The following is a 15,497-nucleotide window of genomic DNA, read 5'->3' as shown; positions in this document are numbered from 1 at the left end:
AATGCAGGGACTACATTTTCAATTTCCTTGAAAATCCGATACTTGATTAGCCGATATATATGAAGCTCTGCAAAGCAGCATTTAGTGCCGAAGATGGAGCAAAGTTAAGCAAAAGTATTCAAACAAACGTCATGGAAATGCTTTTTCTTTTGATGGTCATCCCAAGGATATGCAATTTCACGCAGATGGGACGCTATGGAAAGCGTGGAGAACAATGCTATCGGCAGACGGCAGAGCGCAGCGTGAACTGGCTCGAAATGAATATGTGGCTGAGTGCTTTCGCCTTCAAGTATTACAGAACAACAATTATTTCACATTAATTCCCTTTATTTCCCGCTTTTCCCAAAAACTTTTTTATCTCTTCATATACCTATAATTTAGCTGCTTGATAACAGTATTCATCATTAAAATTATCAAGCAATGGAATCAAACAGCAATGACAATTACGTGCTGGTCTTGGAAAACCGCACGGAAGTAAAGAACGAAAAGGAAGCAGGAAAACTCTCCGTAGTTTCTGGTATTGACGACAAGGGAAACCTTAAAACAACAGAGGCTGTCGCTGCCAACCAAGCAGTGTTCCTAAAGTTCAATAACAAGGACGGACTTCTCAAAAACTTCATGACCAACTTCCTCAAACAGTTCAATAACCCGACTCACTTCGGATTATACAAGGTATTGGCAGACAATGTGGAGCAGGGCGTGGACAACCTGCGTACCATGCTACAAAGCCGTGAAAAGCCCGAAAGCAAACAGCAACTGGCAAAGATGGGCGTTCCCTTTGAGGACTATCTGCCCCAGCAGAAGAATGCTACTGCCATCGATGAGTCGAAGATTGATTGGAAGCAACTCGATAATCTCGGACTTACCCGTGAGCGATTGGAACAGAGCGGAGAATTGGACAAAATGCTCAATTGGCAGAAGAGTAATCTCTTGACGATTGCCGTACCTATTGGAGACACTACTATCTACACCGAAGCCCGCCTTGCGTTCCGTACGGACGATAACGGCAATATCGGTTTGGCAATTCATCCTTTGAGAAAAGAACCACAGCTTGACTTTCCCTATATGGGTTACAAGTTCTCTCCCGAAGAAAAGGAGCAACTTCTCACTACGGGCAATCTCGGTAAAACTATCGAAGTAACTCCCAAGAACGCTAAACCTTTCTCTGCCTACGTCTCTATCGACCCGCAGACCAACGAAATTGTAGCCCTGCGTGCCGACCGTGTGAACATCCCCAAGGAAATCAAAGGCGTGACACTTTCCGATGCCCAGTACAAGGACCTCGTGGAAGGCAAAGCCGTGAAGGTGGAAGGCATGACTGCCAAGAGCGGCAAGTCTTTCAACGCCACCCTGCAGGTCAATGCCGAGAAGAAAGGCATTGAGTTCATCTTTGACAATAACCGTGGATTTAAGGAACGCCAGCAGCAGACACAGCAGCAAGGCGTCCCGCATAAGCTTTGCGGCTTAGAGTTATCAGAAAAACAGCGTGAAGCCTTGGACAGCGGTCGTACACTATATCTAAAGAATATGGTGGACAAACAGGGACAACCTTTCAACGCATACGTTCGCATGGACAAGGAACAGAACCGCCCACGTTTTTACAAGTGGAATCCTGAAAAGAAGCAGGAAACCGGCAAAGAAAAGGTGGTTGCCGTAGCCGAGGAACACAAGACGCAGGTAGCCGTGAACAACCACGGCAAGACCAACGAAGCCACCAAGAATGTGAAAGAGCCTCTCAAAACGGGACAGACACAGCCTACTGCCGAGCAGAAGCAAAAGCAGGACGAAAACAAGCAGAAGAAGTCCCGTGGACGTAAGATGTAACCCTTAATTCTATTACCGACTATGACAACTTGTATTATTGCCGAGAAACCCTCGGTAGCCAGAGATATTGCACGCATTATCGGGGCAAACAGCAAGCAGGACGGATATTTAGAAGGAGGTGGGTATCTCGTCACTTGGGCAATGGGACACCTCATCGCCCTTGCCATGCCCGAAGCCTACGGTTTTTCCGCTTATAAGCGTGAGGACTTGCCCATCCGTCCCAATCCCTTTCAGTTAGTGGCACGACAAGTACGTAAGGACAAGGAGTATATATCCGATCCAGCAGCATTGAAGCAACTCAAAGTGATACGTTCCTGCTTTGACAAGGCTGACCGCATCATTGTCGCCACCGATGCAGGACGTGAAGGTGAGCTCATCTTCAGATACATCTATTCCTATCTCAATTGCCACAAGCCTTTCGACCGCCTTTGGATAAGTTCTCTTACCGACAAGGCTATCCGTGAGGGACTCTCCAATCTCAAACCGGGAAGCCATTACGACAATCTCTATTATTCCGCCAAGGCAAGAAGCGAAGCCGACTGGCTCGTGGGTATCAATGCAAGCCGTGCATTGTCTATCGCCCGCAAAGGCGGCTATTCCTTGGGACGGGTACAGACCCCGACTTTGGCAATGGTCTGCCGTCGGTACATTGAGAACCGTGATTTTTCTTCCGTACCCTATTGGAAATTATCCGTTCACACAGAAAAAGAGGGCTTGTCGATAAAAGCCGTTGGCTGTAAAGACTATGAAAATGAAGCATCTGCACAGACTGCCCTCGCTGCACTTCGCAGTCAGAGCCGGCTTAAAGTAGAGTCGGTCACAAGACAGGTGGGGCATACCGCACCACCACTCTTGTACGACCTTACTGCCTTGCAGAAAGATGCCAACAGGCGCCACGGCTTTTCTGCAGACAAGACCCTCTCGATAGCCCAGAGCCTCTATGAGAAGAAAATCACGACCTATCCCCGTACTGGCAGCCGATACATCAGCGAGGATGTTTTCGAGGAAGTACCCGTCCTGCTGCGCAAGATAAGAGAAACACTTCCGACTCCGCTTAACCGCCATTCGGTGGACAATGCCAAGATAACCGACCACCACGCCATCATCCCTACAGGTGAAACGCCATCAGGATTGTCGACAGATGAAAAAACTGTCTATCAAATGGTGGTCAATCGCTTCATTGAAGCCTTTTCCCCGAATTCGGAAGAAGAACGTATGCAGGCGGTGTTTACCGATGGTAACAGTACTTTTACTTGGAAGGCGTGCCGTAGTATCTCCTTGGGCTGGAAAGCCGTGCAGAAAGACAAGGCTACTGAAGCAGAGAAGAAAGAGGACGGTGATGAGCAGGTTTTGTCTTCATTACCTGACCTAACGGAAAGGGAAACCCTACCATTACTCAATGCAGAAATCACAGAATACAAGACCAAACCCAAACCGCTCTATACGGAGGCGACCTTGCTTTCTGCGATGGAAAATGCAGGGAAAGAGGTCGAAGATGCAGAAAGTAAGAAGGCGATGGCAGAATGTGGTATCGGAACACCTGCCACCCGTGCCAACATCATCGAGACGCTTATTCTCCGTGACTATATCCGAAGGGACAAGAAAGCCATCATACCTACCGAGAAAGGCCTGGCAGTCTATGAGATTGTCAAAGATAAGAAAATTGCCAATGCGGAGATGACAGGCAGTTGGGAACTTGCCCTTGCCGCTATTGAAGCAGGAAAGATACCATCTGATAAGTTCTCACAAGGCATCAACTCATACGTGGAAACAATCTGCGAGGAACTCCTCTCACTTTCTTCAGAGCAGAAGTCCTATCCTGTCTACCGCTGCCCAAAATGCGGACAGCAGAGTGTTGGCATCTATGCCAAGGTAGCCAAGTGTAGGCATGAGACCTGTGGCTTCCACGTGTTTCGTGAAGTCTGTGGTACACTTCTCTCTGAAGATAATATCCAGGAGTTGCTGACCACAGGGCGAACACCAGTCCTCAAAAATTTGACCAGCAAGGCAGGCAAGAAATTCAATGCCCGACTGGTTTTGAAGGACGATTATACCACCACCTTTGAGTTTGACCAAAACAAAAAACGGAAATAGCATACTACTTCATTTCTGATACTAAAGTCTGACATTACGGTCAAGCTTTGGTATCAGAGTAGTTATTCCCATAATAGAAAAAGTTATACCTTATGGCATACAATAAGAAAGAAGTCCTGCAAGCCAACACGGAAGCTATCCGTGTGGTCTTGCGCTTAGAAAAGGAACGCCGCGAAGCCACCGAAGCTGAAAAAAGTATTTTACGAAACTATCAGGGCTTCGGTGGTTTGAAATGTGTACTCAACCGCACAGATAACCCCGATGACATACGCTATTGGAGCAAGTCTGAACAGAATCTCTTTGAACCGACACAGCAGCTCAAACAGATGATTTATCGTGAAGCCGTAGATGCCAACACTGCCAAGCGGTATTGGGAGAGCATCAAGGCAAGTGTACTGACCTCCTTCTATACCGATACTCGTATTGTCACCGCCATTGCCGATGCTCTCACTTCTGTAAATGTACCCATACGTCGATGTTTGGATCCTTCGGCTGGCATGGGAGCATTTGCTGAGACCTTTGCAAGGCAAGCGGGAGTTGTAGATGCAATGGAAAAAGACCTGCTTACTGCTCATATCAGCCAAGCCCTGTACCCGTATGGCAAAGGCAATATTTTCGTTCGAAATGAGCCTTTTGAGGCTATTGGAGAGATAGAAGACAAGGATAAATACGACCTTATTACAAGTAACATTCCTTTCGGGGATTTCATGGTCTATGACCGAGAGTATAGCAAAGGTAAGGACACTCTTAAACGTGAGTCCACACGTGCCATTCACAATTACTTCTTCGTGAAAGGTCTGGACTGCATCAAGGAAGGTGGCTTGCTGGCATTCATCACCTCACAGGGCGTTTTGGACAGTCCCCGCAATGAAGCCATACGCCGTTACCTCATGCAGAACAGCCGCCTTATCTCCGCTCTCCGACTGCCATCAGGTATGTTTTCAGACAATGCAGGAACGGACGTGGGCAGTGACCTCATCGTCCTGCAGAAGCAGACAGGTAAAGAAATCAGCGAAGGTATTGAACAGCAGTTCGTAGAAACCGTTTCCGTTCCCAAGGAAGAAGGCTCTTCTGTCGTCTTCAAGCATAACTCACTTTTTGTAGGAGATTGGAAGGACATTTCTCATCGCACCATTGCCACAGAGCGCATAATGGGTACAGACCCTTATGGAAGACCGGCATGGGAGTATCGGTTCACAGGAGGGATTGAGGAAATGGCAGAAAGTCTCCGAACACGGCTCTCCCTTGAAATGGGACAACGTATCGACCGTAAACTATATGAAACAGGTATACCAATGACAGAGGCAGAGCGAGAGGCAGAAGCGGAGAAACAGCTTCGCAAGTTGGGTATTACCATAAGTCGGAAAGAAGAAACAGAGAAGACAAAGACTGAAGACAAGGGAATAAACGATGCCTATAACCTCATGCCCGACAGTATCAGAAAGCAACTGCCTAAACTTTACAGCACGGAAAAGGAACTCATAGGCGATAAGGTTGCCTATGCACGCTATTTCTTCCCTATGGGAGCATACACAGCCTACCTTCTGGAATATGACCCTAAGAGCCGCATTGGTTTCGGTGCTGTCACGATGGGTCATGGCTGGGAGCTTGGCAATATGTCCCTCGATGAGATGGAAGGCGTGAAGGTAAGAGGATTGGGGATTGAACGTGACCTGTACTTCTCTCCTAAGAAATTGCACGAGATAGCCGAACTGGAAGAAATAGTCAGGGGACAATATACCAAAGAAGAAGTGGTGGCAGAGGAAATCAAGGAAGAAGTGATAACAAAGGCAGAAACAGAGAATAAGGTTAAGGAGACTGTAACCATTGCTTCTGAGAACGATACGCAGATAATGGAAAATACCGTTCCTAACGGCGAGACAATCCCATTACAGCCGTCATCATCAAAATCTGCCCCACAACAATTCGTATCAGAACAGCCTTCCATGACTATAGAACCTGCGCCCGAAGGCGTACCCGCCTTGACACTTCATCATCAATACGAGCAGGAACCACAAGAAATCCGTACGGATATTGAAGCCCCGAGAGAGATGAACGGGCAGACGATATTCTTTGACGACGATCATCATCCGGTGGTGGACAATAACATGGAAGACATCGGACAACCGGAGCAGCTGTCACTATTTGCCCCGGAGGAATACAGTCTTTGGACAAGAGAAGTTACCCGTGTGAACCATGAAATCAAGGATAATTCAGGAACTTCACAGGTGCGCCGTCCTATAACTCAAACTGCTCCCCAGAAACCATCGGAGTCCAAGATACAAAAGGCAGCGGCCATTCCTCAACGGCGTACCCGTGGCAGCAGGAAAGCGGCTTCTTCCTCTTCACGTGAGCCATCCCTTTTCGACTTCATGAACGAAGCCGAGGAGCGCAAGCCGCAGCCGATAGCAGAAGTCAGAAAAGAGTTTGACGCTTCCCCACGCCCTTTTCTCTCTTCGCCGGACTCTCACCTGAGAGACGGCTCCATTGTCGTGCAGAAAGGTCAGATGGGGTTTCTTTCTGACTTAAAGCGACATCCCACCTTTAACCCGATGGACTTGCCGTATGCCCAGCTTTCCCGCCTAAAAAGCTATATCGAGATACGGGAGTGCTATCACCGTCTCTATGACTACGAGGCAGAGAACCATGCAGAAGACAAGGAAGACCGCGGCAGGCTCAATCACTTGTATGATGACTATGTTGCACGCTGGGGCTACTTCAACCAGAAGGCGAACACCGACATCATCAAAATGGATGCCACAGGCGTGGAAATGCTCTTCTTGGAACGCTCCGAGAACGGCAGGTACGTCAAGGCGGACATCTTCGACCATCCCACGGCATTTTCCACCACAGAACTGACTATCGCCGCAGACTCGATGGAAGCCTTGGGCGCATCGCTCAACAAGTACGGCACGGTGGAACTTGACTACATGAGTTCGCTTTTACCTGATATGGAGGAAAGCGACATCATATCTTCCTTGGAAGGTCGCATCTATTTCAATCCCGAAGAGAATGCCTACGAAGTGGCGGACAAGTTCATTTCAGGCAATGTAATAGAAAAGGCGGAGCGTATCGAGTCGTGGCTCTTGGACCATCCCGAACACGAAGAGGCAAAGCAGAGCCTTGCTGCCTTACGTGCAGCCACGCCTACACCCATTCCATTTGCAGACCTTGACTTTAATCTCGGTGAACGCTGGATACCTGCCAAGGTCTATGGCAGGTTCGCTTCGGAGTTCTTCGGGACAGACATTGGCGTGTCCTATCATTCCAACATGGACGAGTACAGCATTGTATGTGACCATAAGAATGCCAATATCTGGCACAAGTATGCCGTACAGGGAGAGTTCCGCCGCTATGACGGCATCAATCTCTTAAAGCATGCCCTACACAATACCATTCCCGACATCAACAAGAGCAAGGAGATGACGGACAAGGTTACGGGAGAGACGAAAACTATCAAAGTAAGGGACGGACATGCCATACAGATGGCAAATGCCAAGATTGAGGAAATCAGGCAAGGCTTTGTCGATTGGCTCGGACGCACACCCGATACCTTCAAACAACAACTCTCCGACAGGTACAACCGCCTTTTCAATTGTTTTGTGCGACCAAACTTTGACGGTACGCACCAAACGTTTCCCGACCTTGACCTGAAAAGGTTGGGTATTGCTGACCTCTACAAAAGTCAGAAGGATGCGGTATGGATGCTCAAGACCAACGGTGGCGGTATATGTGACCACGAGGTGGGTGCGGGTAAGACCTTGATTATGTGTACGGCAGCCTACGAGATGAAACGCTTGGGACTGGCGAACAAACCAATGATTATCGGACTGAAAGCAAACGTCTTTGATATTGCCGACACCTTTAGGAAAGCTTATCCTAATGCTAAGGTACTCTATCCGGGCAAGAACGATTTTAATAAGCAGAACCGCCAACGTATTTTCAACGACATCAAGAACAACGATTGGGACTGTATTATACTTACACATGAACAGTTCGGTATGATACCGCAGGCCTTGGAGATACAGGAAGCGATTATGCAAAAGGAACTGGACTCCGTGGAAGAGAATCTCGAAGTGTTGCGACAACAAGGAAGAGACATCTCCCGTGGTATGCTCAAAGGCTTGGAGAAGCGCAAGCAGACACTTGAAGCCAAGTTGCAGAACATACAGGACAGCATCGCCGAAAGAAAAGACGATGCCGTGGACTTCAAGATGATGGGTATCGACCACCTTTTTGTCGATGAAAGCCACCAGTTCAAGAACCTGATGTTCAATACCCGCCACGACCGTGTGTCGGGCTTGGGCAATCCTGATGGTTCACAGCGTGCCTTAAACATGCTCTTTGCCATTCGTACCATACAGGAGAGGTCCGGCAAGGACTTGGGAGCGACTTTCCTTTCGGGAACGACCATTTCCAATAGTCTGACGGAACTGTATCTTCTGTTCAAGTATCTGCGTCCGCAGGCTTTGGAAAAGCAGGGTATCAACAGTTTTGATGCATGGGCAGCCGTCTTTGCCAAGAAGTCGACTGACTACGAGTTCTCCATCACCAATGAGATTATCCAAAAGGAACGTTACCGTACCTTCATCAAGGTGCCGGAGCTTGCGGCGTTTTATGCGGAGATTTGCGATTTTCGCACTGCCAAGGACATCGGTATCGACCGCCCGGAAAAGAATGAGATACTGCATAACATTCCGCCGACACCCGAGCAAGAGGTGTTTATCGGCAAGCTGATGGAGTTTGCCAAGAGTGGCGATGCCACAATCTTGGGACGAGCACCTCTGAGTGAGAGTGAGGAAAGAGCAAAGATGCTGATTGCAACAGACTACGCGAGGAAGATGAGCCTTGATTTACGCATGATTGATGAAAATGGGTACTCAGATCATATCGACAACAAGGCAAGTCACTGTGCCAAGATGCTCAATGACTATTACCGAAAGTTCGATGCACAGAAAGGTACACAGTTTGTTTTCTCTGATTTAGGTACTTATAAGCCCGGTGGAGACTTCAATATCTATTCGGAAATCAAAAGAAAGTTGGTGGAAGACTACCATATCCCAGCATACGAGATACGCTTCATTCAGGAATGCAAGAATGAGAAGGCAAAGAAAGCAATGGTGGATGCCATGAATCGGGGCGACATCCGCATCATTTTCGGCTCAACTTCCATGTTGGGCACGGGCGTGAACGCACAGCAGCGTGCCGTGGCAATCCATCATTTGGATACGCCTTGGCGACCATCGGACTTGGAGCAGCGTAACGGGCGAGCCGTGCGTAAGGGAAACCTTATCGCTAAGGAGTTTGCGAACAACAAGGTCGATGTGATTATCTATGCCGTAGAGCGTTCCTTGGATAGCTACAAGTTCAACCTGCTGCACAATAAGCAGCTGTTCATCAATCAGCTGAAGACGAATACGCTTGGCAGTCGTACCATTGATGAGGGAAGTATGGACGAGGACAGTGGAATGAACTTTTCCGAGTATGTGGCTGTACTTTCAGGCAACACCGACCTTTTGGAAAAAGCAAGGCTTGACAAGAAAATCACCACCTTGGAGTCAGAGCGCAAAAACTTCCTCCGTGAACGTGACGCCGCAACGGGCAAGTTGGCTGAGATTGAGAGTTCTGTATCCTTCCATACGGATAAAATCAAGGAGGCACAGTCTGACTTAGCTCTCTTTGAGAAGCGTGTGGAACGTAATACCGATGGACAGCCCATCAATAAACTAATAATCAAGGGTGTGGAAGACAGTACCGACATCAAGGCTATTGCTGCACGTTTACAGGAGATTGACGAGAAGGCACGAACCAAGGGCGAGTACAACAAAATCGGTGAGATATACGGCTTTTCCATCATGGTCAAGACAGAGAGCACTTCCAAGGATTTGTTCGACTGCTCAGTGAACCGCTTCTTTGTGAAAGGACAGGAAAGCATTTACTATACCTATAATAACGGTAAGTTGGCAACAGACCCGAAACTTGCCTGTCAGAACTTCGTTAATGCTTTGGAACGTATTCCAAAAGTGATAGAGTCGCATGAGAAGGAAATGGAGAAGGTAACAGCCAATAAGGATGTTTACATTACTATTGCAAACAGCTCGTGGAAAAAAGAGGACGAGCTTCGCTCACTTAAAAGTGAAGCTGCGGAGCTGGACAGAAAAATTGCACTTACACTTGCTCCACCTGATGAGGAAAAAGATGAAACGGAAGAAAAGGAGCAAGAAGAGAATTTACCCAACAATAATTATTCTGTCGAAATGAAAAATGAGAATAATCCTGTCCAAGATAAAGAAGAGGATAGCCGGTTACAGAGTTTCAGACCCAAGTGGAGACACTAAACACATGTCGAGGGGCTAAATAAAAGTCAGACATTCAATATGGATGTCTGACTTTTATCACTATACCTGTAAATAACCTTTTAGCTTATCTATTCCCTCTTTGTGCTTATCGGGAGCCTGTTTCTTGAGTTTGCCTATATTCAGCAATTTCCATTGTACGGATGGATATTGGCTTAAATCCCCTGCGCAACATTTCTCCCACTGTGGTGTTCCATCCTCAAAGGAAACGAGGAATTCCTTATCTGTATTTGTAAGGCTGTCATTTACCTTTTTAATGATGGATTCGCGAGCCTGCTCATAGTCTGTATAGGTAAATGGAATACCTGACATTCCCTTGAATTGGTTTTCAAGTGCCTCCTCTTGGTTTATGTTATTAGGAGACAAGGATTCTACGATAGGCTTGTCGCTTCCCAATAAGCATAAGATGAGCCCGTCTTTTACATCTTCAAGTGTTTGGTCTTTCATGTATTTGCAGTCAAACATGTCACGTGGGTGCTGGCGGCTGAGGGCAGCTGTAATCTTCCCTCCATACAATTGAGAATAAGGAACTATGCGTGCCTTACAGTTGGCTTGAAACTCTTCCTTCGCTTTCGGACAGAGTTCCATGATTTCAACCTCTCCAAGTATGCCCCGTTTAGTACCATTTACCTCTATTTTCACCGTGGCGCCATCATACGTGCATTGCAATTTCCATACTTTGGATTTATGTATCACATGTATTCCGGGAATGGCACGTTCTATACTTGTTTTCAGCTCTCCGAGATATTGATTTATCTTTTCCAAACTCGCCGTGCGTGACTCTATCGGAATATAGGTAAGGTCAATATCAACCGAGTAACGTGGCATATTCTGGTGGAACAGGTTAATAGCTGTGCCTCCATGAACTGCAAAATCCGTTATCTTGTAAACCAAGGGCATAATGCGTAGTAACAATGCCACCTGTTTTTTATATTGTTGATCATTCATAATCGTTTAATTCTTTTGGGACAATCATCTTATACTTGCTGATATATATACCGGATTTGACGAGTTGGAGTTTATGTGTCCCCAAATCTATTTTTGTAAGGTCTAAGTCTTTATACCAATAATGCCCCGCTTTTTCAGCCATATATAGAAACAGCCTCTTCATTTTGTAATGTTTTGTGGTTTCCAATAACGATTGGACAACATTCGGACGCAGAGTGGTCAGCTGCTCCATGATATAAAATAAATCCATATAATCATATTGTCGCGGTGTAAGCAACAGACATTCCATAAAAGCCTGCTCCGGGGAGGATATAAGCAGCCTCCAGTCCAAGTATGTTAAAGTTGTTATCTGTGCACGGACAAATACTTCTGTCTTGAAAAACTTAAATTCACGGTCGAAAACGTCATGCTTCATCCATTGCGGCATTTTGTCACTTGCCGTTGATACCATTAACAAGGGTTTGCCCATAGGAACATAATGGTTGAAGCCCCAAAGCTCTAAAGCAGAATGCGCCGCAACACGAAATCTCTTTCCTAACTGTTCGTTGAAGGACTGCAAAGCACCAAAAGCGGACAGCGTGTCGCCTGTGCGGTACATAACTCCCTTGCATAGAGAGGATAACCAACCGGAAGAACGATACCTGCTCAACAACTGTCTGGAATAGCCATGCTCTACAAGCCATGTCGCAAACAGCAATCCGTTCTTTTGCCCGGATTGAAGCATTTGGTTTATTTTTTTTCCTTTTAGTACACTCATAGTTTACTTGCTGTAATTAAAACCAACCGCAAAGGTACAAAAGACTTTGGTAATTACAGCCTAACGGTTGAATTATTTTCCCGAAAGTAAACTAATAGTTGACTTATAGGACAAAATTACAACCATTGTGAGGAAAAGGAGGATGAAATGGAACATGAAGACATTTCCAACATACTTGTATGGAACTGACTTTTACCATAAGTCTCGCTTCTGCAACATTTCATCTATCTCTTCTCGAAGGAAAAGTAATCGGCCATTGGCTTTGAGATAAGGGATTTTCCCTGCCCAAACCCAGTTGTAAATAGTCTTTTGCTCCACCTTCAAAATTTTGGAAACATCGATGATGTCCAAGTATTCCCGTTTCAATGGAGGATGAACGGTTGTATCAATTTCCTGTTCCCGCAGGACAAGCAAACGGTCGAGCTTGTCTTCCACATTCTTCAGTTTATCAAACAGGCGTTTCTGCCATGTGTCTTCAGGCTGATGGTCTAAGTACGGCATAGTTCCCCTTTTTGATAGTTACCATTGGTATCTTGTGCCAAAATACGTTGCTCTTTCATATAGGCAATATACTTCTTCGCAGTTCTTTCCTTGATTTCCATTTCACGCATCAGAATCTCACACAGTTCTTGGTATGAGAGTTTGAGAGAACTTCGGAAAGCCTCTTTAACAACACCAATAAGTTCGTCGGTTTTGCGCTTTTCCTTGTCTTCCTTGGATTTCTCGCCACGATAGACGTGCATATCCTCTGCCTTGTCCCAGCCGAAGAGCATCATCGGCACGTCCAGCGGACTTCCGTCACGGACTTTCAGTGCCTTTACCACCGAGTATTCGGGATTGTCGTCTTTCTCAATGGAGAGAATGCCTGCCGCCTTGCGTTGCAGCTCCGAGCCGATATGCCCGCGAAGTTTGATACCGTTCGGCACGAAGTGTAGCACGCAGATGATACAGGTATTGTATATCCCTGCCAAGCGATAAAGCTCGTCAACGATGGCAATGCTCTCCGTCTCATCATTGGCTGATCGTATCAGGTCGGCAATGCCGTCAATCACCACGAGATGGATGCCTCCATGCTTGTGATGAAACAAATCCATACTCTCACGGATAAGTTTCAGTCGGTCTTTACGGGAGAGCGAAGCCAGATATAGGGAGTGGTAAAACTCTGGTACGGTTTTCAATGAAGCACGTTGTAAGGTCTTACCCAGATTCTTGTGAAGTTGTGCCTCAGACTGTTCCGTGTCGTAGTGTAATACCGCCAGGCCGTTAGGGTTGGGCGTAATTTCCAATCCCAATGTTCTCTCGGCAGGCAGTCGTTCTGCTCCTAATGTCCCGGCAAGAATGGCAGCCACATAATTGCTTTTGCCCGTACCTTCGCCGCCCGTAATACAAAACAAGTTGCCCTGTGTACCAAGTGGCACTCCATTCACAGCTACAACGGACATTGAAGCGTCAGGAGGATTGTCATAGTCTATTTCACATGAACGTAACATCATGATGGTCTGTGTATAAATCTGGGAGAGCATGGCTGACAGTAACCCTCTCAATTCTTTTTCATTATGCCCTAAGGCAAAGTAATCGGATATGTCTTTCTCGCTTTTGATGCCTTGAAGGGGGAGCGTCAGGGTAAGTACCTTATAAGCGGACAGGACTTCCGCTTGCCGTTCAGCCTCCCTGAGTCCGGTCTCGTCCGTATCGTATAAGAGAATGATGTGGCGAAAACGAAGCAGCAGGCTCTCGATTATGCTTTCCGGGATTTGTGCTGTCTCGCTGTTGAAACAGATGGCATTGAAATGATGGGCGGAGAGGGAAAGCACATCTTTTTCTCCACCCGTGATGAAGAGAATGTCGCCCTTGTTGGGCAGCTGCTCGAATCCGAACACATAATCTTCTGCCTTTTCTCCTCCATACAAGAACCGCATTTTACTGAATGGACGGTACACTTTAACAAAATTCCTCATGGAATAGCAGAACATAGGTTCTTCCGAAGAAGAATGAATGGTATATGCCTTTCCTTGGTTTGAAACCGACTCAAAACGGGCTATGGACTTGACCTGAAAGCGCTGCAGGGTTTTCGTTCCGATACCATACCGTGCCCAAAATCCAAGTTCGTTATCCTTGTAAGATTGTTCTGCAATCCTAAACCATTTTTTGGAGCCTGCCTGCTTACTGGCATTCACGGATATGGGAGGTTTGGGAGGAATATTGGCATTCGACTTGCTTTTCTCACTCCAATCATGGTACGGTAATGGAATGTTCAGTTGCAGGTCATTGATAATCATCTTCAATACCCTCATAAAGTCTCTCCGCATATCCAAGCCTTGTATTGCGGCTGCGAACCAAAAGCAATCGCCGGAATACATTTCGTTACCGAAGTCTTTCATCCGATAGCACTTCGATCTCGTGTCAAAATAGATATTGCAGGAAGCCCGTCTGTCCTCATATAGTGGATTCCGAAAATTCCGTTTTGGAACAAAGTCAATCGGCATATAGAAACTGAAGATCTCCAATCCCCTGTTTGTGTGTTCCAAGATTTCTTCCTTAATGTTCATAGTTCCTCAAACAAAGTTTGTGAGTCTCCCATATAGCCTTTCAATATACCGTCTTTGTAGGCATTGAGCCTTTGAAGGGCTTCCACCCTGCGAAAGCCTTTGAAGGAAGCGCGTCCCGTCTTGATTGCAATGTACAGTCCTTTGAAGGGATAGACCACGTGATTGCAGGAAACATAACGGTAAGGGACAACCTTGCTGTCTCTCCATCGCGCAAGTGAAGCTCTGGATATGCCGAGAAGTCGCAGGACATCAGAAGAGTTCAGCTCAATCTTTTCTTCCAACACGGCATAGTCCTGTTTCAGTTCAAGGATGAAGCCTGTAATCCGTTCCATATTTTCTTTCAAGGAATGTATTTCTTCCAAAAGGGCGGAAGGAAGCATGTTATTCTCTGTCATCACGCATCAGTTTTTGGATAAGTTCCTCAATAGCTGCCATTAAATCACGAAATGTAGATAGGTTGTCTTGCTTTTTTACTATACGGTTGGCAAGAAGTATGATATGTTGAATCATTCTTTTGTGATCTACCTGACAGAGCCTGTTCAACAAAAAGATGAGGTCTTCCTTCTCAATTGTGAAGAAACGATGGTCTTTGTCTTCGGTGGTATGTACCAAAGATTCTATCATTCCTTTGGGAAGATGCAAAAGAAGTACATCCATGTCGAATGCGGAGGCGCATTTGGTATAGGTGTCAATTCTCAAATCTGTCTGCATCTTGCAATGCTTCCTGAAATTGGAATTCTCCATGCCGGCAACTTGGGCTCTCATCTTGCTGTTATCGCAAGAAGACAGCATGATTTCAAGAGTGGGAAGCACGATAAACAAGCGTCCCTCTTCCTTTTGAGGTATCATCTTCTTATCCATATTTGTTTGTTAATTTGATTTATAGGTGCAAAGTTCCAAAGAAATAAAACTTTTTTAAGAATATTGGATTGCCAGTAACTATTCAGCGGTATTGACCAATCTGTATTC

At 46.3% G+C, this 15,497-nt stretch carries 10 protein-coding genes; 4 read left to right on the top strand and 6 right to left on the bottom strand.

Annotated features, from left to right (window positions below; translation table 11 throughout):
- Positions 1–131: 131 nt before the first annotated feature.
- From HMPREF2955_RS01560 to HMPREF2955_RS01545, 4 genes are all read left to right on the top strand, one after another.
- On the top strand, positions 132–320 hold the full coding sequence (locus HMPREF2955_RS01560; RefSeq protein ID WP_246830036.1) for a hypothetical protein: 189 nt from the start codon (positions 132–134) through the stop codon (positions 318–320).
- Between the two features lie 100 nt (positions 321–420).
- Positions 421–1,824 carry a DUF3945 domain-containing protein gene (locus tag HMPREF2955_RS01555; protein WP_070720253.1) on the top strand — a complete coding sequence of 468 codons (1,404 nt, stop codon included), beginning with the start codon at positions 421–423 and terminating at the stop codon, positions 1,822–1,824.
- 21 nt (positions 1,825–1,845) lie between these two features.
- Positions 1,846–3,918: a type IA DNA topoisomerase gene (gene topB / locus HMPREF2955_RS01550; protein WP_070720252.1), complete on the top strand. Its 2,073-nt coding sequence runs from the start codon at positions 1,846–1,848 to the stop codon at positions 3,916–3,918.
- A gap of 92 nt (positions 3,919–4,010) precedes the next feature.
- Positions 4,011–10,256: a helicase-related protein gene (locus tag HMPREF2955_RS01545; protein ID WP_070720250.1), complete on the top strand. Its 6,246-nt coding sequence runs from the start codon at positions 4,011–4,013 to the stop codon at positions 10,254–10,256.
- A 60-nt stretch (positions 10,257–10,316) separates the two neighbouring features.
- Here HMPREF2955_RS01545 and HMPREF2955_RS01540 read toward each other — a convergent pair whose 3' ends face one another.
- The 6 genes from HMPREF2955_RS01540 to HMPREF2955_RS01515 all read right to left on the bottom strand — a co-directional run bounded on the left by HMPREF2955_RS01540 (position 10,317) and on the right by HMPREF2955_RS01515 (position 15,389).
- On the bottom strand, positions 10,317–11,222 hold the full coding sequence (locus HMPREF2955_RS01540) for a nucleotidyl transferase AbiEii/AbiGii toxin family protein (protein WP_070720247.1): 906 nt from the start codon (positions 11,220–11,222) through the stop codon (positions 10,317–10,319).
- Entirely contained in the window at positions 11,215–11,979 is a 765-nt protein-coding gene (locus HMPREF2955_RS01535) for a type IV toxin-antitoxin system AbiEi family antitoxin domain-containing protein (RefSeq protein ID WP_070720245.1), read from the bottom strand. The genes HMPREF2955_RS01540 and HMPREF2955_RS01535 overlap by 8 nt, the downstream gene beginning before the upstream one ends.
- 192 nt (positions 11,980–12,171) lie before the next feature.
- Positions 12,172–12,480, bottom strand: coding sequence for a helix-turn-helix domain-containing protein (locus HMPREF2955_RS01530; RefSeq protein ID WP_070720244.1), 309 nt, complete (start codon positions 12,478–12,480; stop codon positions 12,172–12,174).
- Complete coding sequence (locus tag HMPREF2955_RS01525) at positions 12,468–14,528, bottom strand: bifunctional DNA primase/helicase (protein ID WP_070720241.1); 2,061 nt, start codon at positions 14,526–14,528, stop codon at positions 12,468–12,470. Before HMPREF2955_RS01525 ends, HMPREF2955_RS01530 begins: the two co-directional genes overlap by 13 nt.
- Entirely contained in the window at positions 14,525–14,923 is a 399-nt protein-coding gene (locus tag HMPREF2955_RS01520) for a hypothetical protein (RefSeq protein WP_070720239.1), read from the bottom strand. The genes HMPREF2955_RS01525 and HMPREF2955_RS01520 overlap by 4 nt, the downstream gene beginning before the upstream one ends.
- Positions 14,910–15,389 carry a hypothetical protein gene (locus HMPREF2955_RS01515; RefSeq protein WP_070720237.1) on the bottom strand — a complete coding sequence of 160 codons (480 nt, stop codon included), beginning with the start codon at positions 15,387–15,389 and terminating at the stop codon, positions 14,910–14,912. The genes HMPREF2955_RS01520 and HMPREF2955_RS01515 overlap by 14 nt, the downstream gene beginning before the upstream one ends.
- Positions 15,390–15,497 lie beyond the last annotated feature (108 nt).

This window comes from Prevotella sp. HMSC073D09 (assembly GCF_001814145.1).
Classification (GTDB): domain Bacteria; phylum Bacteroidota; class Bacteroidia; order Bacteroidales; family Bacteroidaceae; genus Prevotella; species Prevotella conceptionensis.
Note: the sequence above shows the minus strand (reverse complement) of the source record. Positions and strands in the feature narration are given on the sequence as shown.

What these genes read in the sequence shown, in the direction of transcription:
- HMPREF2955_RS01520 (WP_070720239.1), bottom strand. Translation starts at nt 14,923, where the DNA reads ATGACAGAGAATAACATGCTTCCTTCCGCCCTTTTGGAAGAAATACAT.
- HMPREF2955_RS01545 (WP_070720250.1), top strand. Translation starts at nt 4,011, where the DNA reads ATGGCATACAATAAGAAAGAAGTCCTGCAAGCCAACACGGAAGCTATC.
- HMPREF2955_RS01515 (WP_070720237.1), bottom strand. Translation starts at nt 15,389, where the DNA reads ATGGATAAGAAGATGATACCTCAAAAGGAAGAGGGACGCTTGTTTATC.
- HMPREF2955_RS01540 (WP_070720247.1), bottom strand. Translation starts at nt 11,222, where the DNA reads ATGAATGATCAACAATATAAAAAACAGGTGGCATTGTTACTACGCATT.
- topB (WP_070720252.1), top strand. Translation starts at nt 1,846, where the DNA reads ATGACAACTTGTATTATTGCCGAGAAACCCTCGGTAGCCAGAGATATT.
- HMPREF2955_RS01525 (WP_070720241.1), bottom strand. Translation starts at nt 14,528, where the DNA reads ATGAACATTAAGGAAGAAATCTTGGAACACACAAACAGGGGATTGGAG.
- HMPREF2955_RS01535 (WP_070720245.1), bottom strand. Translation starts at nt 11,979, where the DNA reads ATGAGTGTACTAAAAGGAAAAAAAATAAACCAAATGCTTCAATCCGGG.
- HMPREF2955_RS01560 (WP_246830036.1), top strand. Translation starts at nt 132, where the DNA reads ATGGAAATGCTTTTTCTTTTGATGGTCATCCCAAGGATATGCAATTTC.
- HMPREF2955_RS01530 (WP_070720244.1), bottom strand. Translation starts at nt 12,480, where the DNA reads ATGCCGTACTTAGACCATCAGCCTGAAGACACATGGCAGAAACGCCTG.
- HMPREF2955_RS01555 (WP_070720253.1), top strand. Translation starts at nt 421, where the DNA reads ATGGAATCAAACAGCAATGACAATTACGTGCTGGTCTTGGAAAACCGC.